This window comes from Nocardia sp. NBC_01377 (genome assembly GCF_045040005.1).
Lineage (GTDB): Bacteria > Actinomycetota > Actinomycetes > Mycobacteriales > Mycobacteriaceae > Nocardia > Nocardia noduli.
Window position 1 is genome coordinate 298,126 of sequence record NZ_CP109567.1, and the last position, 20,992, is coordinate 319,117.

Annotated in this window: 18 protein-coding genes; 5 read left to right on the plus strand and 13 right to left on the minus strand. The window is 62.7% G+C overall.

Translation table 11 applies throughout. The features are described 5' to 3' along the window. Nucleotides 1-9 precede the first annotated feature (9 nt). The 3 genes from OG225_RS41785 to OG225_RS41795 all read right to left on the minus strand — a co-directional run bounded on the left by OG225_RS41785 (nucleotide 10) and on the right by OG225_RS41795 (nucleotide 3,983). A complete protein-coding gene (locus OG225_RS41785; protein ID WP_331757843.1) occupies nucleotides 10-999 on the minus strand; it encodes an NAD-dependent epimerase/dehydratase family protein in 990 nt (329 codons plus the stop codon). Continuing rightward, a complete protein-coding gene (gene folP, locus OG225_RS41790) occupies nucleotides 996-1,883 on the minus strand; it encodes a dihydropteroate synthase (RefSeq protein WP_331757844.1) in 888 nt (295 codons plus the stop codon). The genes OG225_RS41785 and folP overlap by 4 nt, the downstream gene beginning before the upstream one ends. A gap of 1,140 nt (nucleotides 1,884-3,023) precedes the next feature. Further along, nucleotides 3,024-3,983, minus strand: coding sequence for a nucleoside hydrolase (locus OG225_RS41795; protein ID WP_331757849.1), 960 nt, complete (start codon nucleotides 3,981-3,983; stop codon nucleotides 3,024-3,026). A 505-nt stretch (nucleotides 3,984-4,488) separates the two neighbouring features. On the opposite strand from OG225_RS41795, the gene OG225_RS41800 reads away from it, so the two are divergent. The 3 genes from OG225_RS41800 to OG225_RS41810 all read left to right on the plus strand — a co-directional run bounded on the left by OG225_RS41800 (nucleotide 4,489) and on the right by OG225_RS41810 (nucleotide 7,850). Beyond that, the gene (locus OG225_RS41800) at nucleotides 4,489-5,547 is read left to right on the plus strand and encodes a hypothetical protein (protein ID WP_405183558.1); all 1,059 of its coding nucleotides are present in this window, start codon (nucleotides 4,489-4,491) and stop codon (nucleotides 5,545-5,547) included. Between the two features lie 318 nt (nucleotides 5,548-5,865). Continuing rightward, a complete protein-coding gene (locus OG225_RS41805) occupies nucleotides 5,866-6,381 on the plus strand; it encodes a hypothetical protein (protein WP_405183559.1) in 516 nt (171 codons plus the stop codon). Nucleotides 6,382-6,542: 161 nt separating this feature from the next. Continuing rightward, nucleotides 6,543-7,850, plus strand: a complete 1,308-nt coding sequence (locus OG225_RS41810) for a hypothetical protein (RefSeq protein ID WP_331757856.1) — start codon at nucleotides 6,543-6,545, stop codon at nucleotides 7,848-7,850. A gap of 35 nt (nucleotides 7,851-7,885) precedes the next feature. On the opposite strand, the gene OG225_RS41815 is transcribed toward OG225_RS41810, so the two are convergent. Together OG225_RS41815 and OG225_RS41820 are read right to left on the minus strand one after the other, a co-directional pair. After that, complete coding sequence (locus OG225_RS41815) at nucleotides 7,886-8,467, minus strand: hypothetical protein (protein ID WP_405183560.1); 582 nt, start codon at nucleotides 8,465-8,467, stop codon at nucleotides 7,886-7,888. Nucleotides 8,468-8,925: 458 nt separating this feature from the next. Further along, nucleotides 8,926-9,402, minus strand: coding sequence for a hypothetical protein (locus OG225_RS41820; protein ID WP_331757861.1), 477 nt, complete (start codon nucleotides 9,400-9,402; stop codon nucleotides 8,926-8,928). A gap of 739 nt (nucleotides 9,403-10,141) precedes the next feature. Here OG225_RS41820 and OG225_RS41825 point away from each other — a divergent pair. Further along, nucleotides 10,142-10,756 (plus strand): NUDIX hydrolase, encoded by a 615-nt coding sequence (locus tag OG225_RS41825; protein WP_331757866.1) that lies wholly within the window; start codon nucleotides 10,142-10,144, stop codon nucleotides 10,754-10,756. Here OG225_RS41825 and OG225_RS41830 read toward each other — a convergent pair. The 3 genes from OG225_RS41830 to OG225_RS41840 form a co-directional block, all read right to left on the minus strand. Beyond that, a complete protein-coding gene (locus tag OG225_RS41830) occupies nucleotides 10,688-11,803 on the minus strand; it encodes a helix-turn-helix transcriptional regulator (protein WP_331757868.1) in 1,116 nt (371 codons plus the stop codon). The genes OG225_RS41825 and OG225_RS41830 overlap by 69 nt on opposite strands. Before the next feature lie 150 nt (nucleotides 11,804-11,953). Beyond that, the gene (locus OG225_RS41835) at nucleotides 11,954-12,781 is read right to left on the minus strand and encodes a helix-turn-helix transcriptional regulator (protein ID WP_331757870.1); all 828 of its coding nucleotides are present in this window, start codon (nucleotides 12,779-12,781) and stop codon (nucleotides 11,954-11,956) included. 167 nt (nucleotides 12,782-12,948) lie between these two features. Continuing rightward, nucleotides 12,949-13,746 carry a helix-turn-helix domain-containing protein gene (locus OG225_RS41840; protein WP_331757872.1) on the minus strand — a complete coding sequence of 266 codons (798 nt, stop codon included), beginning with the start codon at nucleotides 13,744-13,746 and terminating at the stop codon, nucleotides 12,949-12,951. Nucleotides 13,747-14,244: 498 nt separating this feature from the next. Here OG225_RS41840 and OG225_RS41845 point away from each other — a divergent pair, with 498 nt between their 5' ends. Further along, nucleotides 14,245-15,243, plus strand: coding sequence for a helix-turn-helix transcriptional regulator (locus tag OG225_RS41845; RefSeq protein WP_331757874.1), 999 nt, complete (start codon nucleotides 14,245-14,247; stop codon nucleotides 15,241-15,243). A gap of 194 nt (nucleotides 15,244-15,437) precedes the next feature. Here OG225_RS41845 and OG225_RS41850 read toward each other — a convergent pair whose 3' ends face one another. From OG225_RS41850 to OG225_RS41870, 5 genes are all read right to left on the minus strand, one after another. Next, entirely contained in the window at nucleotides 15,438-16,661 is a 1,224-nt protein-coding gene (locus OG225_RS41850) for a cytochrome P450 (RefSeq protein WP_405183561.1), read from the minus strand. Between the two features lie 43 nt (nucleotides 16,662-16,704). Further along, the gene (locus OG225_RS41855; RefSeq protein ID WP_405183562.1) at nucleotides 16,705-17,781 is read right to left on the minus strand and encodes a cytochrome P450; all 1,077 of its coding nucleotides are present in this window, start codon (nucleotides 17,779-17,781) and stop codon (nucleotides 16,705-16,707) included. Between the two features lie 609 nt (nucleotides 17,782-18,390). After that, nucleotides 18,391-19,188, minus strand: coding sequence for an SAM-dependent methyltransferase (locus OG225_RS41860; protein ID WP_331757879.1), 798 nt, complete (start codon nucleotides 19,186-19,188; stop codon nucleotides 18,391-18,393). Between the two features lie 88 nt (nucleotides 19,189-19,276). Then, complete coding sequence (locus OG225_RS41865; RefSeq protein WP_331758829.1) at nucleotides 19,277-20,122, minus strand: transposase family protein; 846 nt, start codon at nucleotides 20,120-20,122, stop codon at nucleotides 19,277-19,279. Nucleotides 20,123-20,355: 233 nt separating this feature from the next. Continuing rightward, on the minus strand, nucleotides 20,356-20,721 hold the full coding sequence (locus OG225_RS41870; RefSeq protein WP_405183563.1) for a hypothetical protein: 366 nt from the start codon (nucleotides 20,719-20,721) through the stop codon (nucleotides 20,356-20,358). Between the last annotated feature and the right edge of the window lie 271 nt (nucleotides 20,722-20,992).

A 20,992-nucleotide genomic window follows, 5' to 3' on the forward strand; every position in this document is an offset into this window, starting at 1 on the left:
GCGCACCGGTCATCGAACCCACTGCTCTTTCGGGGACTTATCGGCGAAGATGCGCGACGGCTCACATGCCTGCATGCCGACCAGGAACGGGCGAGGGTCCCATCCCAGGTCGATGCGAGCACGTTCGTGCGGGATGACCGCGCGGCGCAATTCGACCTCGAGTCGGCGCCCGAAACCCGGCAGGCCCAGGCAACGGTGAATGCGCGAACGGAGCCGAAGCGCACGCACCGATTCGTTGCGCGGGGCACCGCGGCCAACCGCCCGGTGATGCGCGCGCGCCCAATCCAACCAGGTCAGGCCCTCGTCGTTGACCAGGTTGTAGGTGCGGCCTGCCGCGTTGGGGTGTCGGCTCGCTGCGAGGATCGCGTCGACGACATCGTCTTCGAACACCGGGAATATCCGTCCGCCGTCTCCGAGCACACCGATGCCGCCGCGTCGGGCCGCCTGCCACAGGTATCGGTGGGTCCAATACTGTGAGCCAGGGCCGTAGATAGCGCCGGGACGCACGATGACGAACTCGCTCGAACCTGCGGCGGTGTAGGCGTGTGTCACTGCCTGTTCGCCCGCGTATTTCGAATCGGAGTAGGGATGTCCGTTGCTTCGGTGGGGCGCGTCCTCCTCCAGAGTCCTGCCACAGAACGCGCCGTAAGCCTCGATAGTGGACACCAACACCATTCGTGCCCCGCTGCTGGCTGCCGCGCGGGCCAGCCGTTCGCTGATACCTCTGTTGACCTTGTAGAACTCGCCGAGGGTTCCGTGCCCCAACCGTGCTGCGGCGTGAATCACCAGGTCCGTGTCGGCGACGACAGCGCGGCTGAATTCCGGGTCGATCAAGTCACCACGGACGACGGTGAAGCCCTGCCCCGCCAGCCTCGCCGCGTCCTGCGGGTTTCGGACTGCGCACCGCACCGAGGCCGCGCCGTACTGTTCGCCATAAGCCCGACAGAGCAGTCCACCCACATAGCCGCCTGCGCCGGTCACGACCACCCGTGCGTTCACTGCACAACCTCGCCCTGGGCGTCGACGACCCGGCTCGTGATCGCGTTCCAGACATCGAGCATCTGCGCGTAGGGGCGTACCTCGTGGACCCGCAGGTAGCGACACCCGGCCAGCACCGACCAGAGCGAACCCGTCAGCGATCCACCCAAGCGCTCCTCCGGCGGCACCGGGCTGATCGCCTCCACGAACTGTTTGCGTGAACACGCCGACATCTGGGCCACACCGAGTTCACTGAATTCCGACAGGCGTGCCAGCAGCTCGTAGTCGTGGGCGGGTCGCTTGCCCGCGCCCAGCCCGACATCGATGACGATCTTGTCTTTGTCGATCCCCGCCGCAGAAAGCGTCCCGATCCGTTCGATGAAGAATTCCCGCACCTCCTTCACGACGTCGGTGTAGCGCGGCCGGTTCAGCTTCCGCCCGGCATGACCGCCAGGCCCTTCCAAGTGCATCAGGAACACCCGCGCGCCAGCATCTTTCGCGACCGCCACCATCGCCGGGTCATAGGTCATGGCGGTCACGTCGTTGATCGCGCACGCCCCCGCCGACAGCGCGGCGGCCGCGATCTCCGCCCGGAACGTGTCGACAGTGACGTTGACCTGCGGGAACTCGGCGACGATCGCCTCGATCACAGGCAGAGTCCGGTCGCGTTCTTCCTGCTCGCTCACCCGCTTGGCCGACGACCCACCCGAGAGCCCTCCGACCTCTACGTAGTGCGCACCGTGCTGGATGTGGGTGCGGGCGGCGGCCACCGCGGCGTCGACGTCGGATGCGATCGAAGGCCCGAAATATGAATCAGGCGAGGTATTGACGACACCTACGATGTCGACGGCCTCGGCGAACTTCACCGGCCAGTTCCGGTAGCGATGGTATTCGGGAGGTTTCATGACACAGGCCTTTCATGTTCGAGCGGAGATCGTGGATCGTGCGGAGCTCAAGAGGGTGCGACGTGGCAGGACCGTCGGCCGGATTCGCGGGTTCTCAGGAACCAGCGGATGTCGTCACCGGTCCGGCCGCCGGTCCTCGCACGGAAGTTTTGATAGGGCCGCGCCACCCGCACGGCAACCCGCAGGTGGGATGGAAGGTGATCTCCGTGCGCCCGTCGTCGAATCCGCGAACTATCTGGGAGGCCGTGGCCGCGTACCCGCACCGAGGGCATTTCGCGAAGAAGTTCGGGACATCCTGGACACTCATGACGATTCCGTGTGACATGGCGACTATCGAGCCCGGCTCGGACGAGGAAGAGTCGGTCCGATTCGGCGCGGTCACGGGATCCTGCCGATCGCGACATCACGGTGCCAGCCTGTGCGGAAGTGCGGGCCCAGTCTGGGCTGATGACGATCGCTGGCGCTCTGAACAGCGAGCGTGTGATCCGTCGTGGCGAAACGGCCGCGCCCTATCACTCTGTAGGACAATGTAATTCACTTTCCCTAGCGAGTCTGTGTAGTCTCGTTCGACTCGTAGCCGTTCAGATCGCGGTGTGTGCGCCGACAATCGAAAGCTCCACGGTGTCCTCGGCTGCGTCGAACGGTTCTAGTACGGCTCGGATGGAGCGGACCAGCGCGAGCCCCGACGGTCGAAACGGGGTGTGGGCGGCTCGGATCCATCCGCAATAGAGCCCGCCGCGATCGGCCGGTGACGGCAATGCGACCAACTGTCCGGGCTGGGCTATTTGGATCCGCCCGCGCCATAGCTCAGCCTCATCCCGACGCGCCGAGGCGGAAATATCCGATTGCACCAGAAAGGTCCACACCCTGGCGCGGGGGTGGCAGATGATCGGACCTTCGACCGCTCGGCGGTCGAGATCGACCTTCACCAGTTGAGCGATGCTCGATGGCATTCGCACTGCCGACACCGGACCTGCTTGAATGCGGATCCCACCACCCACAACCACCATGGCCGCCAGACTGCATCGGTGTCGGTAGTACAAGCAGCGTGTGTCTGGAGTATCGACATTCGCCCTGTGGGCCGGTCGTGCGTTTCGCAGACGGCCGGGATGTATCCGGTGCCCGGTCTCGGTGCAGGGCTCAGCGGGCATCGGACGCTCCCACACGGTCGACGAACACCGCAGGGCGATATGCGATCCCCAGGTCCAAGGTGTCGGACACGACCCGTGTCGCCCACCGCTGGAAGCCGGAGTGATCGGCCGAGTCAGACATCAGCATCGGAAACCCGTCAGCATGCTCGTGCATGCGTCCGTCAGGATCGATCCGTATCCGGTGAGGCGTGAATTCTACGAACGGCATTGCGGCCGCGGCGGATATCGTCAATGGGTTCGCCGGTTTCGAATTCGGGTGCGCACGCTGGAACCATCGTCGATAGCCTGCGGCTGCCAGTTGGGCCCAGCTGGGTGCGTTATCGGCGGAAAGAAGCCGATAGATCTCGCTGCCGGGGCCGATCGCGAATTGCTCGGTCCATGAGAGGTTCGAGGTCACGAGCGCCAGGTTCAGATCGTGGGCAGTCAATATCTCCGCGGCGCTGGTCGGATCCAGTTCGAGGTTGTAGCTCGCGTGCTGAGGACTTTGGTACAGCCGCGCTGGGCCTCCGCATCCCTGCCAGACCATCAACTGCTGGGCGGTCCGTGGAGCGTTTCTGTATAGCCGGGCCAGATTGGTGAGAGGACCCTGCCCGATCCACAATGCCGCTGGAGTGTCGGCGAGTACGTCATCTACGGCGTCCTCGACGCTCACGTCCAGCAACGGAGTCTTCGGATAGCCAGGAGGGACCAGACCTTCGCACACCCACCGGGTATGCGCGCCGTCGAGTTCGGCGCCCGCGACTACGCCGACACCGGACAGGCCGCACAGATCCAGCAGGTGTCGAACCAGGCGTGCACGTTCGCCATCGTTGAACTCGTCGGAAGTGACAACCAAACGCAAACGTAACGTGACGATCGCGAGAATCAGTGCGAGCAGGTCGTCGGGGTCACCTCCAGCATTCGTGCAGATCACGGCGGGCAGCAATGCATTCGGTCTGACAGCGGTCATCTGAGCGATCCTCGCGGCGTGAAAAAAGTTCGGAATCAATGGAATTCAACGAACAGTCGGAAAGTTGACATCCCACAGCTCCGGGGGTCCTTCGACAATGCTCGCTCGACACCGAGCTTGACCAGGACATCTCACCGGACATCTCACCGGACATTTCACATTCAGTCGCACAACTCAACCAGTTCGGACGACGCAACCCGCGATGATCTGCGAAGCTGTCCTAAATATGTTGGCCGATAGGCAGTTTCAACAGGGGTGCAACGTGTCGTGGGGTGAAGAGTTACGCCGATGGCGTAACGAGCAGGGCTGGACGCAGTCAGAGATGGCCGCTCAGCTCAGCGAAGAGGCAGAACGCAGCGGGATCACCGTGTGTTGCGACGATCGCCCGATCAGACGATGGGAGAACGACGAAACCCGGCCGCAACGCACGTACCGTGGACTACTGACGGCCATCGGTGCCCCGATACCCACCGCCGATCTCCACCCACGGAAGGAAACCGATCCGATGCGACGCAGACAGCTCCTCACCGCAATCGCGGCCGCCGTAGCGGGCACACGCACCGGCCTGGCGCAATGGTGGCCGCAGCAACAAACACTGAGCTGGGGCCCTCTGCCCGCCCGAGCGGGAACCACTGACGTAGACCAGGTTCGCCTGGTTACCGACCATCTGCGCACCCTCGATGCCAAGGTCGGCGGTGGCGCCACGGTCGATCCCGCTCGTGCTGCGCTCGCCCACGCCGCCAGGCTCCTGGACCGCGTAGCCGACGACCGAACCCGGACCGATCTCGATCTGGCATTGGCCGACATGGCAAACGTCACCGGCTGGGCATGCCACGACTCGGGCCAACAGGACGACGCCACCGGGTACCTGATGTGGGGTCTGGACCGGGCGCTTGCCAGCGGAACCGCCCAAGGCACCGGCCTAGCGGCCAACCTGATGTTCGGTCTGGCGCGGGTCGCGCTCTACCGCCAAGACCCCCGCACCGCTCTCGGATTGGTCGAACACGGCCACACACTCGCCACCGCAGTCGACGACCGCGGCGCAACCGCCCAACTGCACGCGACCGCCGCGTGGGCACACGCCATCCTGGACAACCCGCACGCGATGACCGACAGCCTCACCCGCGCCGAAGACGCGATGAGTAGTGCCAGCGCCGGCGAGCCCTGGAAGCAGATATTCTTCTCCGCGGGCGACTTCGCCGGTCACCAAGCTCTCATGCACTGCGAGCTCGCCAACCACACCGCCGATGCCTCCGTGGCCCGTGCCAGCGCGGCAACCGCCCTGGACAAGACCCGGACCTCACTATCCGCGCACGCTCCCGACCGGCCATCACGGTCCCGTACTTTCGATGCCATCGTGGCCGCGCAATCGGCGTTGCGCCTCGGCGATCTCGACACCGGAATAACCATGACCCGCCGCGCACTGACCGGCGCCCGCGAGACCACCAGTCGCAGGGCCAACGACCGGCTGCGAGAAGTCATAAACGCCGCCGCTCCCCACACTCACAACAGCACCCTCACACAACTGCACCATGAACTCGTCTCGGCCACCTCTGGCGTTTGAGCAGCACGTGGCAACCGAACTCTCTGCATTTCGTGCCGCCGAACTCCGGGGTGCGTTGTCTGAGGTGTGCGCCGCAGCGGGCCTCCGTCCAGGAGGTGCCCGGCTGCTCCGCTACACCAACAACGCGGTCTGGGCGCTGGCCACTGAACCGATCATCGTGCGGGTCGGCCGGTCGGGTTTTACAAAGTACTCGGAGTCGCGGCTATGGCTCACCGATCGAGTTGCCTTCTCCACAGCCACTCCCCGAGGCTACGCAGCGCCGATCTGGAATCGATCGCTACATCCGAATCCGCAGGCTGGCGCCCTTGAAATACGAAGATGACAGATTATGCCGAGAGAGCAGGTATGAATTCACGAGTTGAACCTCCCCGACCTGGCCACGATCAGATCGGGCATCTGCCGACGATCCAGGGATTGTGGTCAGCATTATTTGCCGCCGACAGAATCGATGAGGGTGCCGAACCGGCGTCCGAAATACACCGATGCGTCAAAGAGATGGTCGCCGCTCATCGTCGGTGGGCCACCATCGGCTCACCCGCACCGGGAGACTGGGTCGGTGCCGAAGCGGAAATCAGCCGCCTCAAGGAATCTCTCGACTCCACCATTACGACGATGCTCGGCCCCCCGACTGCGGGCGCCCACGAACATCACGAGAGCTACGCGTCCATGATGGACCGGATCGCCGCGCTCTACGCAAGCGCGTGGCCGGCGTCCGGGCAGTGGGGACCCGCGCAATCCCGGACGCTGCTCGGACATGAGTTCACCAATTACGACAAGGTAATCCGCAGGCTCGCCGCAGGAACTCTGCGGCTTCCGGTAACTGCCACCACCTGAGGTCGTATCTGTCGGTAACAACTCAGCGATCGGCGGCGACGCTCCGTGAATTGAAATTTCGCGCGGAGGCATCACTCGCAGGCCTGCCCTGTTCGACGCCGACCACTTCACATTGCCGAATAACTCCCGAGGCCGGCGGTCAGGACAGGTAGGGTGTTGTGGTGGACGCGGGGAGTATCGACACCGACATCGTTGCGTCAGAACAGTTCTGGGTTGCTGCAGCACGCGTCACGGATCTGGTTGCTATGCGCGCGCTCGCCGAGCAAGCCGACCGCCGCGGTCTCTACCGCACGGCCGCCCAGCTCTGGAAGGGTGCGGCATCCTACGGCGACATCTTTGCCGCCGCCTCGCTGATTCGTGTTCTCGATCGCGTTGGCAATCGTGACCGACGGTGTTTCGAGTGGATCGTCGAACATGCCGCTCTCGATACCGCCAATGGAACCGCCGAACTGTTGAAGGCGTTGCGTGAGGTCGACGCAGTCGAGCAGATCGAGGTCGTCGCGCCTCGTGCCACAGAAGTCCCGCTCGCCGACAGCAAGGGCGCTGCCGCGTTGGTGGTGGCGCTGCGGATGGTGGGCGCGAATCAGCCCCTCGGTCGGGTCGTACTTCGCGCGGCGACTCTCGACCCTCCTTACGGTGTATCTCATATCGCATGGCTGGTCGGTGCAATGCGTGAGATAGGCACAGAGGAACACATTGGTAGATTCGCGCAACGCGCGGCCATTGGCGCCCCGCTCGACTCCGCCTCTGGCGCAGCTCACCTTTTGTCATTACTGCGGCAAATCGGAGCGAGCGAGTCGGCAGATCTGTTCGCACGGCGCGCGGCAACGGAGTCTCCTGCTGAGAGTGTCTATGGTGCTGCAGAACTGTTGAAGGCGTTGAGTGTGGCCGACGCAGCTGACCAACTTGAGCTGTTCGCCTGTCGTACGTCAAACGAGGCCGCGCTCACCGTCGCCGACGGTACAGCCCAACTGATACGGACGTTGCATGAAGTCGGTGCAACCACGCACGCTCATGCCTTGGCCCGCCGCGCTGCCTGGGACACTGAGTTCGATAGCACCTACGGCACAGCCCAACTGGTGAATGCCATGGAGCAGGTTGGTGCGGGCGAGTACATCGGTGAACTCGCGCGCCGTGCGGCCACACAGGCCCCGCTCGACAACGCCATCGGTTCAGCGGACTTGCTGGGTGCCTTGTGGCGGACGGGTGCGCATGCTCTCGCTCAAGTTTTCGCAGGCCGCGCCGCCACGAATGCGCCCCTCGCCAACGACTTCCACGTGAGCAGATTGATGCAAGCGTTGCGACTGGTGGGCGCGACCGGACAGATCGACATACTCACCAACCGGGTTCCCCCGACATGGCGGACCGATCTGTTCCCGAGCAGTGTCGAGGTCTCGCCTCCCTCTCGATACGGGCGGACACCTGAAGGCGGGCAGTCCGCTCCGTGGGGCTGGCAAGATCTGGAATAGTGGCCGCAGCGACGCGAGTAGATCCTTGCGCGCCTCTATTGTTTCACTGCGCTGCCCTGCAACGGCGGCGCAGCTCTGTTAGCGGCAAGATCGGCGATCAGGTCAGCGTACTTCTCTCGCACCTGTGCAAGTCTGGTCCACTCGCGGTGCCTTGCCTCCGGTGCCTGAGCGAAAGCTACTGTGTTCCAGGCGGTTGCGAATGTCGCGGCGATCTGGCTGATTACTTCGCCCAGACCGTGGCTGTGCTTGGGTACTCTATGAGCAGCCAGTAGGTGTGCATCGGCGAAGTCGTTGATCGCAGCGATTATCTGCTCGATGGTGGCGCGGATGGCACGTTCGTCGAAGTCAGCGGGATGCCTCCAGTCTTCGACCGGCAGCAGGCTGGCGTGCAAGTCACTGAGCTCGCGAGCCCACACCGCCACCGCGGCAGCAGCGCCGAGTTGACGAGCGTCGCGATGTGCAAACCCCGAGATCGCGCTAATTGCTTCCGAAGGCGTGAGTAGCCAGGGACACTCGTCCGTCACGTCTGTGAGATCGTGACGATCAGCCGCGGCATCTCGAATGCGGTTTCCGCTCGCCTGGCCTGTGCAATTCGTCTGGTCGGGCTGGGTGATCATGAATTATGCTCGCCTCGGTCGAATTTAGGTGCTCGCGGGATCGGCTCAGCATGGTGGTCTCTGGCTCTCAAACGCGGCGGATGGGTAAACGAAGGCGTGCTGACCCGGTCCACGTCCTCGGCTAGTTGTGCCGCGTGTGATACCGACATTCGGCCGATCGTCACCGCCGTCTCGTTGCTCACGACAACCAAGATCCATTCGCGACCGGTGGCGATCAACCGCCATCGCTTCATTGAGAACTGCACAAACTCGATGCCGCCTGAGCTGATCCGGGGAATGCGGCGCAGTCTCAGGTAGGCGGTGAATCGGTCTGCGCTGTGTCGATGTTGGTGATCGCAGCCCGCCCTGAAGCTGGACGGCGAGGGCGAGTAGTCGTCCGGAATCGGCGGTTGCAACGACCATTGCCACGCGGTCTGCGGACGTCACTTGCCGTCGGCTGCGGCCTGGTGCCGACGCCGTCACCGCGCAAGCTTCCCGAAAACACCGAGAGGCTGAGTCGTGTGAGGATCACGAGGAGGGAGTTCGATCCTCGGTCGGCTGGCCTGATTTCGTGTGACGGGGACTGGTGAGGTGTGACGCACTCGGACCCAGCAGCGTGTCACTGCCAGCCCGGCATAGAAGTCTTGGTCGACATGGTCGACGAATTCGGCCAGCTCCTCGAGCGGCGTCGAATCGTCCTGTCGCTCTGTCAGCTCCACGAAGACGTGCTCGGGCCCGAAACCGATGCCAACGCTGATCTCCGTAGCCGCGAATTCTGGAAGCTGCTTGTGGGCTGCGATCTGCTGTATATCGCTCAGTCCTGCGTGATCCCAGCGCTTTTGCACTGCCTGAGACCACCGCCTGACCAAGGCTTCCGCTGGATGCTTGTTCAACCCGTAGGCCGATCCCCGCGATGCCAGCGCACACCCGACGTAGCCCGCTGCGACCGAGGTCATCAGCTCTGACGCTCGCCCGGCGCAATGATATTCGATTGTCGCAGCATCGGGTATCCACCTGCTGGCCGGTGGTCGCGCGCCGGTGCCGACCCACGCACTCATGAGGTGCCTCGAATCAACGACTTTGCTGTGCACAGACGTCGCCGACCACCTGCGAGCGAATCGCGGGCCACAGGGGACGGTGCGGCGACACGACGGGGCACGCCCAAGTGCAGCCCGTTTGAGCGTCGATTACGCGTCGTAGTGAGGGTGGTGAGCGTTCGGGTGAGGATCCGTGATGTTGGGGGTAGGTCTTGGCCAGGCTGATGTACCCAGTGGCAGCGTGGCTCACCAGTATTCGCAGGCAGAGCGATCGTGGTTCCTGTGGGGGTCAGCCGAAAACCGGCGGCGGCCAGAATGGCGTCGTTGCATCCGTCCAACGGAGTGTCCAGCCAAGCGAAGAACGACCATCGCCATGAATGACCATCGTGCTGACACAAGACCGGGCCGGGAAGCAGCGGCGTGTTGACTGCCTGACCGAGGCTGGCGGGCATCGAGGCGAGAGTGGTCCAGTCATCGGTCACCAGCTGTACTCCGGTTCCGGCGATTTGAACCGGAAGTCCCCACAAGCGGTATTGGTACAGCCAGTCCATCGGCAAATCTGCGTGCGCGGTCATGATATTGATCGTCGTGAGCACGACGGGCTGGTGGAACGTAGCAATGACTTAGCAAGACCCTGGTTGCCGGTAACATCGCTGTAATGCAGGATCCGCCGCTGACTACAGTTCATAGGTCGGATCCGGTCTATGTCGCCAACAATCCTGAGGGCCCGCCGTGGTTGACGGTCAGCGACAACACCATCACGACTCCCGACGGGATCCGCCGGACCCATCACGCTGTCATCCTCAACCCTGTGGCGATCGTGGCTGTTGTCGACGAGCACGGGCGTGCGCTTCTGTTGCGGCGGCACCGCTGGATAGTCGACCGCATCGGCTTCGAGGCACCAGGCGGGATCATCGGCCTTGGTGAGGAGCCGGTCGCGGCCGCCCGGCGGGAACTACGCGAGGAAACCGGTTTCGTCTGTGGGGAAATGCAACCGATCGGTGAGCTCGAGCCGATGCCGGGGCTGATCGAGAGCAGCCATCACATCTACCTCGGACACGATCCCCGTCAGGTCGGAGCGCCCGATGATGCCGAGGAAGCTGCGCAGCTGCTATGGGTCCCAGTCACCGAGACACCGGATCTGCTTGCCGCGGGGCAGATCCTCGGCTGCGGAACCGCTGTGGCATTGCTTGCCGCGCTGTCGTCATACGGTCTCCGCCGGACTTCGGACTCGCCCGGACAGCAACCGGTGGCGTCGCCGCAGACGAACTGAACCGAGGCCGTCGATCGACTCGGCGGATGCACTCAGAATCCCCGCCGCCTCCGCATGACGCTGTCCATTTAGCGCATCCTGGGCTAAGTCCAGGTGTTGAGCGGCCCGTGCGCGCACAAAGTCGGACGGGAGCTGGGAAAGAGCGTCACGTGTAACTGGACCAGCCGCGGAATCGCTCAGCAGAGCGAGAACGTGGCCCGACCAGCGTGCAAAATGCACTGGGTTGTGCGACAAGAACGGAAGTTCCGGAGCCTCTGCGGTCTTTGTGGTGGCCAGCAGTTTCTCTGCACGAGTCAAGGCGCGCCGAGCTGCTCGAGCGTCGGAATTTGCACCAGCGTGAATCTGAGCTCTAGTCGCCCACAACCAGGAGCGCAGCAGCGTCGGCAACTGTTGAGCCGCGGTGGCCACTTCTACTTGATCGACCGCCTGCCGGACCCGTCCGGTCTCGGCGAGCATTATTGCCTCCTCGCCCATCGTGTGTGCGAGACGAACGGGGTCCTCGGCTCGCGCCGCCGCTAGCTTCGCCGCTGCGTAGTGGTTGCTCGCAGAGACGAGATCACCGACATCGAGATCCTGCCACGCCGCCAGGCTCGCTGCTTCGGCGTGTGCGTACGCCACCGTCCGCTTGTCGGCGCCGAAGGTGTTGCGCCACAGCATATCCAATGATTCGACGTGTGCGGTCGTCTGTTTTCGGGCTGCCGGGGCGCCGAAGCGGCGATCAAGGGCTCGGCAACTATCGACATGAGCCGCGAGCACACTGTGAAGGGAATCCTCAGTCGCGGCGCTGACACTGGCGGCAACATTCGGCTCGCCTACCAACCGTTCGTTACGGTCGAGTTCGGGCATTACGGCTCGCAGTAGCCGAGAGTAGTGGTGATCCGGCGCGTGCCGGTCGTTCTCCCACCGCGACACTGCTCCGCGAAGGCTGTCTGGACGCATCAGGGTCCACCCATTGCGCACCGCTTGGGTGCGCATCGCCGCCATCAGGTCGCTCTGAGACCAGCCGCGCGCGGCGCGGGCGCTGCGAATCTTCGCTCCGTCGATCACGGCTGGCCCCCGACTCCCCGATTCGACATACAAGGCGTTCGGCTCGGCAGATTCGTTTGAATCCGGGACAAGTTCATCGTCGACGGCTCAAGCCCAGACATATTGCGTCGCCACGCATCCACCGGATCGGCAGCCCTGGACAAGCCCGGATCAATCATCGAGATGGAACAACTCCTGCTGCGGGGATCCTCCCCTATCGGGCAATTTCGGTGTCAGTTTGAATAGTCGCCACGTACGTGGCTGCGGAGGTTCTGGCTGGCTGGTCTGCCGGTAGTGCTCGGCGACATCGCCGGTCTTGAAGTCTCGCAATTGAATACTGTTCGAGGGGTCCTCGACCGTCTCCGTCGGGGTGAACCAGAATCGCTGGAATTCGGGCGCATCCACAAGGTCGCTGAGCAGAACGCCCAGACGCGGTCGGGGAACGAACGTCGGCCACAGACAGTGCAGAGTGCCAACCAACTGGTGCGTCTCCCGTGTCCAATACGGCTCAGGCAGCACCCTCCGAGCACGCTCGTCCAGCAGCAACCATTTGATGAGATTGCCGTGCTCACTAGCACCAGGCAGCGCTCTATCGAACTGCTCATTGGTTGCTAACAGGTTGCAGTCGGCCGGTGTCATCAGCGCGGCGGGACAATCCAGGGCATGGAGCTCCGCCAGGTCGTGCACTTGGGGGGAGCTCGTCTCAGCCGCGGACAGCCGTTGTTTGACCGTGTCGGGTTCGAAGGCCAGATCGGCGTACTCGGAATGGGCTACCGGGTTGCTATCGAGTGCCTCAAGCATCAGACGTAGAAACGTGCGACTGACGGGGCGCAGTCCCTGCTCGACCTCCTCGATCGTCTGGGCCGATATGCCGGTTTTCTGTGCGAGAACCCGCCGCGTCATACGCCGATAGATCCGAAGAGACAGCAACACATCAGCGATATCAGGAGGTGAATCCTCATCGCCACCAACCACGCCAACCAAATTCGAAACCATCATCAGCAGTAATTCCTACGATCGCGTACGCCCGAATTCTTCACAGTGTCCTCGTCTCTACATCGCGAAGGATCTGCCCGTGAACCGCCAGGTCGGCAGAAGCGGTCGCATATCCGACTCCATCGCTGAAAACTGAGCGGAGTTCCCATAGAACGCAGTCGCCGTCAAAATCAGCTTCCGATGCTTGACGGCTCGAGCGCTTCGGTCGACCGCACGGTCGGGGCCGCGATGATATCGGCGCTGCCCGTGCGAGAGTTGGAGATTAGGCACCGAACCGTGCGGTTCCGGACCTCGCCGGTCACAGGGTCACGCACCGCGATCCGGTTGTTGCCGTGCACATCCGGTCCAGGTATGGTGCGCCACATATATTCAAACGCCGCCTCGCTGCGGCACGCTCGCATGATGCGTTCATGATGTGCGGCTGAAGTGCCCGACGACCACAACCTCTTCAGGTAGACCATCCGATGGGCAACCTGGGACCAGTTGACGAAGACGCGGGGTGAACGAGGGTCCGTAATCATCCGCTCGATCAGATTCGCGCGATGCGCTTCATTGAGTGGGGCGGGCGTGAACATGGGGAAAGCGGAAATGCATGCCTGATTGCTATATATAATGTCGAAGTCGGGCAGGCTCCTGTAGAGCGCGGGAAAAGAAAGGCTCTCGATGAATTCGACGTCCTCAGAGGAAATCCTCGGCTGCTGTCCCAACCTGAAGTCCGACATCGTACCTGACAGTAGTGACATCATGCTCCGCCGTCGCCAATCCTTACAATTCAGCGATTCGCAGATACGCTCCAGATGCTCTGGAGTGATTCGGCGCAGTCCGCTTTCCCATTTAAAGTACGCCGATGTGGTTACACCCACCTGATCGGCGACCATTGCCTGGGTGACCTTCGGGTCCTTGCTGGTCCGAAGATCCTTCATCATCGATCCGAGCACCACCGATGCCAGACCGGCTGTGCCATTCATAGTTACTCGCGCCACACTGCCCTCCCTGCGTTTCGTCGCCTGTCACGCGCTTTTCCGATAGATGCGATCAGCACTCAGCGACCGAATCGGCGCTCCGGATTGCCACGGCGGCCGCGGAGTGTCGACACGCTGGTCTGCGATCAATCGGCGCTGCACTGCATCGCTCCATCCGGAGTTGCTCGCGAGTGGCACCATCGTTCTCTCTGGATTCGTCGTGCAAGGAACAGGTCGGTCGATGATTCCCGACTGGGCTCGGCGACCGAAAAGTCCCGGAGTGCGGCCCGGCAACAGGAGAAAGGTGTGGACTGGGCCACGATCGTGTTCTCGTGGTCGGCGTCGGTATTCCCCGATCCGCAGTCGGCATACAATCCCCTCCTTGCATCGTCCGAATCCCTGTGATAGCGATACGGTTACAGCGAGGCTAGCCGGTGTGAAACTCCGGGATCGACCGGATTTTTGCACAGATTGCGACGGATTTTTGCACGGGAGGAGAGCTCTGTGGACGAGGGGCCGTACGTCAAGACAGAGCAGAGCACCCACGATGACGAGATCAATCCGAGCGATCGAGTGGCGTTCTGGGGCACCGAGGTGGGCAGCCGACAATGTGATGTGCGCTTCGATGTCCCTGACACGGACGACTACAGGACCTTCCGAGGCAGGACGTATGCGCAGTGGTATGTCGACGGCTCGCGGATCTACCAGATGGTCGAGTTCGAATCCGATGCAGTTTTATACGAACGCTTGCCCAGTCAACTGGGTGACGATACCGACAAACGGGCGATCGTGCCCCTGGACGGGGAGGTCATCCTCAAGCAGGACGACCGCGAGGCGGTACTGGGGCCAGGCCAGCTCGGCATGATCACGATGGCCCGCACGATGGGCCTCCGACACGTAGCCGGTGTGCGGGCACTGATTCTCACTATCCCCGGCGAGATGATTCCAGACCTGACCGACACCACACCAGTCGCTCTCAACCCGAGAGACGGTGCTATAGCCGCAGCGATCGCTATGACCCGGGCGCTCGCCGACACCCGAAAAACCTGTAGCGGTGAGGATTTCCGGCGGGTGTTCCTCAGCATGACCGACTTGCTGGCGAGTTCGGTTGACCCGCGCCAAGAACCCGAGACCGCCGACTACGCGACCGTACACCGACAGGCATGCGCGTTCGTCGCGAACGTCTTCCGAGACCCGACGGTGACGGCACCCTCGATCGCGAAGCATCTGAACTGGTCGGAACGCCGTTTGGCGACCGCGCTGAAGAAAATGGGCGACTCTCCAGGAAGGCTGCTCCGCCGCGTGCGGCTCGAAGAAGCAGCGCGGCTCTTGAGCGGCGAGATGAACCTTAAGACCTCAGAAGTCGCGTTCCGATGTGGGTTCGGCTCTACGAGCGCGTTTCGTGAGGCATGGAAGATCCGCTATGGGATGTCGCCCACCGACTGGCGCGACATCGGCCTTGCGGACGGTAAGTGGCCAGCACCGGTCGAAACACGTAGCTGACCAGTGGGTATTGTGTCGTGTCCGTCAGGTTGCGGTTGGCGCGGCGCTGAACGCCCCGGACTGGGAGCGCGGGTTCGGACGGCTGCGTTCACCGCTCGGATTGCCGCACGTGCCGTTGAACCTGGTTGTGGGTCCTGATTGGCGCGCTGCCGCCCGTGTTATTTCTCGACGCGGGCAGCAGGCAAATTTCGCCATCAGCACAGTCGGGCCAGAACCCTTCTGTGCCCGTTGCTGATGAAGCCGGGGACGGTGCCCATGTCCTGGGGATCCGCTGCCAGTTTCATATTGGGGAAGCGATCGAAGAGCATCCGCAGCGCGATCGTGCCTTCGAGGCGGGCGAGCGGTGCGCCGAGGCACATATGCGCGCCAAATCCAAATGCTGCGTGGTCCTTGTTGCTCCGGAAGATGTCGAACTCGGCGGCTGTGTCACCGAAGGATCGCGGATCGCGGTTTGCGGCCGCGTAGGAGACGATGATCGCGTCCCCCTTTCTGATCGTCTCGCCTGCAACCCTGATGTCTTCGACTGCGAAGCGCAGTGGCAAATTCGCCAATGGTGGTTCGTATCGCAGCGATTCCTCCACCACAGCTTCCCAGGTTTGCTCGCCAGCACGCACCGCCGCCAACTGTGCGGGATGGGTCAGCAGTGCGAACACAGCCTGATCGAGGAGATTGACGGTGGTTTCGTGTCCGGCGCTCAAGATGAGCAGCAGTGTGTCGATCAGTTCTTGCTCGGTGAGTCGTGAGTGGTCCTGCTCGTCGCGAGTGGCGATGAGCACGCTGGTCATATCGTCTTGCGGCTCGTCGCGGTGATGAGCCACAAGAGCAGCAAGGAGTTTCTGCATATCGGAATAGGCAGCCAACCCGGTGTCAGGGTCGGTGTCGAATATGCCGTCGACACATTTTCGGAGTCCGGGCTGGAGGTCGGTGGGCACCCCCATCAGGTCGCTGATGACCTTGATAGGCAGCGGATATGCGAACGTCTCTCGCAGGTCGACGCAGTCACCTTCCGGCGCCGCTGCGAGGTTGGCCAGAAGGTCTTCTGTGATGTGTTCGATCTGCGATCGCATCGCGTCGACACGCCGCTTGCTGAACGCGGGTCTGACCAATCCGCGGAGTCGCTTGTGATCGGGCCCATAGGCAGTAAGCATGTTTTTGACCGCGACCCATGTATATAGCGGCCACGCCGACGTGATTTCACCGTTGATGAACGCAGGCCAGTGCTTGCGCGCATCCTTTGAGACACGTCTATCGAGTAGCAGATTCTTGACCAACTCCAGGTCAGTGACTGCCCAAGCGATGACGTTGCCGGGCAGTTCGACGAGTGTCACCGCTCCGCGCTTGCGCAACTCGTCGGCCTCGCCTTGAACGTTCGCGCCTCGCGGGTCCAGGACGAACGGGGCAGGTGATGATCGTGACATGGTGGAGCTCCTACTCATGTGAGACTTTCTTGAACAGCAGGGATCACGTCCGCTGAGCGGGTGCCGGAAGTGGGGATGACGCCGGGAACTCAACCGGCAAGGTGGTCAGCGCGCGGTGGAAGGGGCCGGGTCGCCATGCCAGCGCCGCCTCTGGAACTGCCAGCCTGATTTCGGGCAACGCATCGAGGAGTTGATCGATCGCGTTTTGGGCGATCAGCCGAGCAGGGTCTTGAGCGGGGCACGTGTGCGGGCCCGCACCGTAGGCAAGGTGTGAGCGATTGCCGTCGTGTCCATGGGGAGATTTGACGTTCGGATCGTTGTTGCACGCGGCCATGCTGATCACGACCGGTTGGTGGGCGGGCAGCCAAAAGTCCTCGATCACAATCGGTTGCCGCGGATAGGTCACGCAGAAATTAGCCAGCGGAGGGTCTGTGAACAGCACGCCGTCCAGTGCATCTCGAGTTGGCAAGCTGCCGCCGAACACACCATCACCGAACCCCTGATCGGTCAACATGGTGCGCAATGTGTTCGATATCAGGTGGACCAGCGGCTCGATGCCCGCCCCGTAGAACGTCACGAGCTGATGTACCACCTCTTCATCGGTCAGGCCATTGGCGTGGTAAATCAATCGCGATGTGACGTCGTCGTGAGGTTCGCGCCTTTTCTGTTCGGTCTGTGTCCGTAGTGCGTCGACAAGCTGACGTTCCCCCGCACCAGCCTCGGCTCCCGCGTCGAACATCGCAGCCATACCCGCCGCGACCTGCTGACCGATGTCGGGCTCAACGCCGAGCATTGCGTTCAACGCCGTGAACACCAGCGGCCATACATACTGTTCGAGCAGGTCGGCTTTCCCGTTTCCGCAGAAGCCGTTGATGAGCGATATAGCAGTTTGTTCGACTGTTGTCTGCAGCTCGAACAGGTTGACCTCGGAGATGGCAGTGCTGCTCGGTGCGCGGTAACGAAGGTGCTCAGGGCCCGAGTTGCGCAATGCGTTAGGCCGCCACCGCATCATCGCAAGCACCGGACAGCTGTCGTCGATGCCCTGCTCCCAGACCCGTGGGTCTGCTGGAAAATGGTCGGGATCATTGAGAATTCGCCGAGCGACTTCATAGCTGAGCACCAACGTAGCCGGAACCCCGGGGGCCAGCTCGACGGGGGCGAGTCCGCCGTATCGGGTCCTCATCGACTCATAGAATCCATGAGGATCAGCCGCGAAGCTGGCGCTGTGCATCGCAAGGCGACCTTCGGCACCGCCCCTTGCGCCAGCATGCAAGGACCACGGGCGCACGGACTGGGACTGCGACGCTGTATCCGGATCAGACGTCGGCACAGAGATTCTCCAATTAGTAGCCGGGAACGGGGATAGCTTTGATGGCGACTGGCTTCGACACCCTGACACTCCGCATATGTCCGCCGTCTCGTCAAGCGAAACATAGACACAAGATTCCTACCGAGCAGCAAATATAAATTGCTCAACCGATCGTACGCACTCGCGTCAACTAGCGCACGCTAACGACTTCGCCGAGATGGCCCCACATGCGGAGCTGATCAAGCTGAACACATACAAATGCTGCCATAAGGCACCACTCGAAAAAATTCGCACTGGTGCGTGCGAAATTTGGAGAAATTCGCACAAGTCGGTGTGGGTTGATGACTGCGCCCGCGGGCGGCGGTGGACCTCCACGTACACCTTCGGAGGCCCTGTGGCCGTCGCTGCGGAAGGCATCTCTTACGGTTTGGCGGCGACACCGCCATATGCGGAGATCGAGCGCGGCGAGCCCACTTCGGCGTCCGGGCTGCGCCACTGGGTGATCGAGGTGAAGCCGGGCTCGACCAGTTCGAGGCCGTCGAAGACGGCGCGGAGTTGAGCCTGAGGTCGTGGAACATACGGTGTGCCACCGGTTCCGGTGTAGTTCTCGCACAGGGTCACGTAGGCCGGACTGTCGTCGCTGCCGTCCCACATCACCAGATGGCTGCCTGCGGGGACGGCGTCGAGCACGGTGTGCACGATGCGCAGCAGTTCGTCGTAGGACTTGGCGTGGCCGAGCACGCCCATGAACATGACGGCGATCGGCTCGTTGAAATTCAGCACGTTGCGGGCGTCGGCGATGATCTGCTCGGGGAAGTGGTAGTCCGAATCCACGTAGGTGGTCACACCTTTGGGGGTGGTGCTGATGAGTAGCGCTCTGGCGTGGGTGAGGACGAGGGGGTCGTTGTCGACGTAGACGACCTTCGATTCGGGTGCGACGCTCTGCGCCACCTGGTGGGTGTTCTGCATGGTCGGAAGTCCGGTGCCGATGTCGAGGAACTGGCGGATGCCCACCTCGCCCGCGAGGTAGGTGACCGCGCGGATGAGGAACTGGCGCGACTGCACCGCCATGGTGGTGATGTCGGGGTCGACCTCGATGCCGGCATCACCTGCGATGCGGTCGATTTCGTAGTAGTCCTTGCCGCCCATCCAGTAGTTCCAGATGCGGGCCGAATGGGGAATATCGGTTCTGATCAGTGGTTCGTTTTTTTCGGGCAATTCGCTGAACTCCGTTCGTGATATTGAGATATGTCAAAGGAACGAGGCCGCCGGTCACTGAGCCTTTCCGAGTAGCGGCGTGTCACGGTCAGACGCTGCGGCCGTGTTGAAGATGCAGCAACACCAGCGCGGCTGCGGCGATGGCACCGATCCGGCACGGGCACAAGCTGACTCGACGCAATGCCTTGAACCATTTGAGCAGTGCGTTACCGCGCTCACCGACCGCGCGAACCTGGTTGTGGGCCTTGTTCGCCGTTTTCTGTTCGTCGGTCAGCTGCCCGCCCTTGGGCTTCTTGACCGCGACCGTGATCGTTGTGGCCTCGCCCAAGTATCCGAGATCGCCCAGCACGGGCAGGTTTTCACCGGTCCAGTCCGTGAGCGCGGGCAGCATCTCGGGGTGGGCGCGCAGCGCGGTGACATCGTGCTCACGTCCCGGACGAACCTCGGAGGTCCACATCGGCCACCCGTCCGGGGCGGTAACGACCTGGATGTTCCCGCCGTGGCGGCCGTGTTTTCCCGACCACCAGAGGTCGACTTTGACCCGGCGTGGCACCGAGGTGGCTTTGGCGGTGGTGGGGCCGGCTTGGCCGACCCGGTCGGTGTGGATGAGCGTACCGTCCACGCTGATGTGCTGGTGCCCAGCGACTTTCGCGGCCAGCAGCACGTTGTGCAAGGCCGGGGCCTGGGCGGCGAGAGTATCGATCACCTCGTGGAGGCTGTCGTAGGCGGTGGTGCGGCCGATCGCGTTGTCCAGGGCGAGCTGCTCGACACGGGTGCCGTCGGTGAACCACCGCAACCCCAGCACTGCCTGTTCGAGGCAGGTCAACGCCCTCCAGCGGGTCCCCAAGGCCTGGCGGCGCGCGGCCAGCAAGCCCGCGACGTGGGTGACGGTGGACTCGGGCAACGGCAGGATGGCGATGTATGCGACACTCATGACGCGCGGAACCTCTGTGAAGTTGATCTTTAGTCGGACCTCCTTCATACGCCAGAGGTTCCGCGTTTCGCGTTCCACCCCAACATCTTTCAGCACCGCCGCAGCAACCGATCCGTCAGACCACTACTCGGAAACGTTCACTGTGTGGTGATCCCGGCCCGGCCGGAACTATGAGTCCGGCATGTACGCTTGGCACCGAATTACTTACCGGCACAGCTTCTGGATTCAGGTTGCTATCGGAACAGATCGGGGTTGCACTGTCCGCGAAGCTGTGTGCCGATGAGCGTCAGTAGCGCGGCAAGGCACCCCGCGGCAGGCAACCGAATCGCGAATATCTTCTCGGCATCCTCAAAGGCCATTCGCGCGCGCGCCGAGACCAGTTGCAACGCCCAGACCTGTTCAGCCTCGAGTCCATCGGTTGCTGGAAGGTCGGCGAACTGTCGTGCCCTCGGTGACGTGCGGAGGAACGTGTCGATCCAGAACAGGCAACCCTGGGTCATCTCGCTGCGCCCCCAATCCATCACGTGGACGGCTGCCGTGTCGATGTCCCCCTCGATGGCAGCGGCCAACGCAACTCCCGCGTCGACCCGCCAATCCATGTCCTGTCTCATCGGACACCTTGAGCAGTGCCGACCCGGAATAGGCCAGTGACAGCACGCCGAGTGAGTATCTTCGCCTGACTTGTGTACTGGGTGCCGGTCAGAGCCGAAACGCGCGTGATGATATTTTCTGCCTTTCGGTGCCTGCGATGACGAGGTCGCCACGGCCCGGACGGGAAGTCCATCAGGACAACAGATTTGAGGAGCGACACACCAGCAAGGTTGCATAATGAACGCTGTGTCAAACCAGTGCCACACCAGTGAAAAAGTT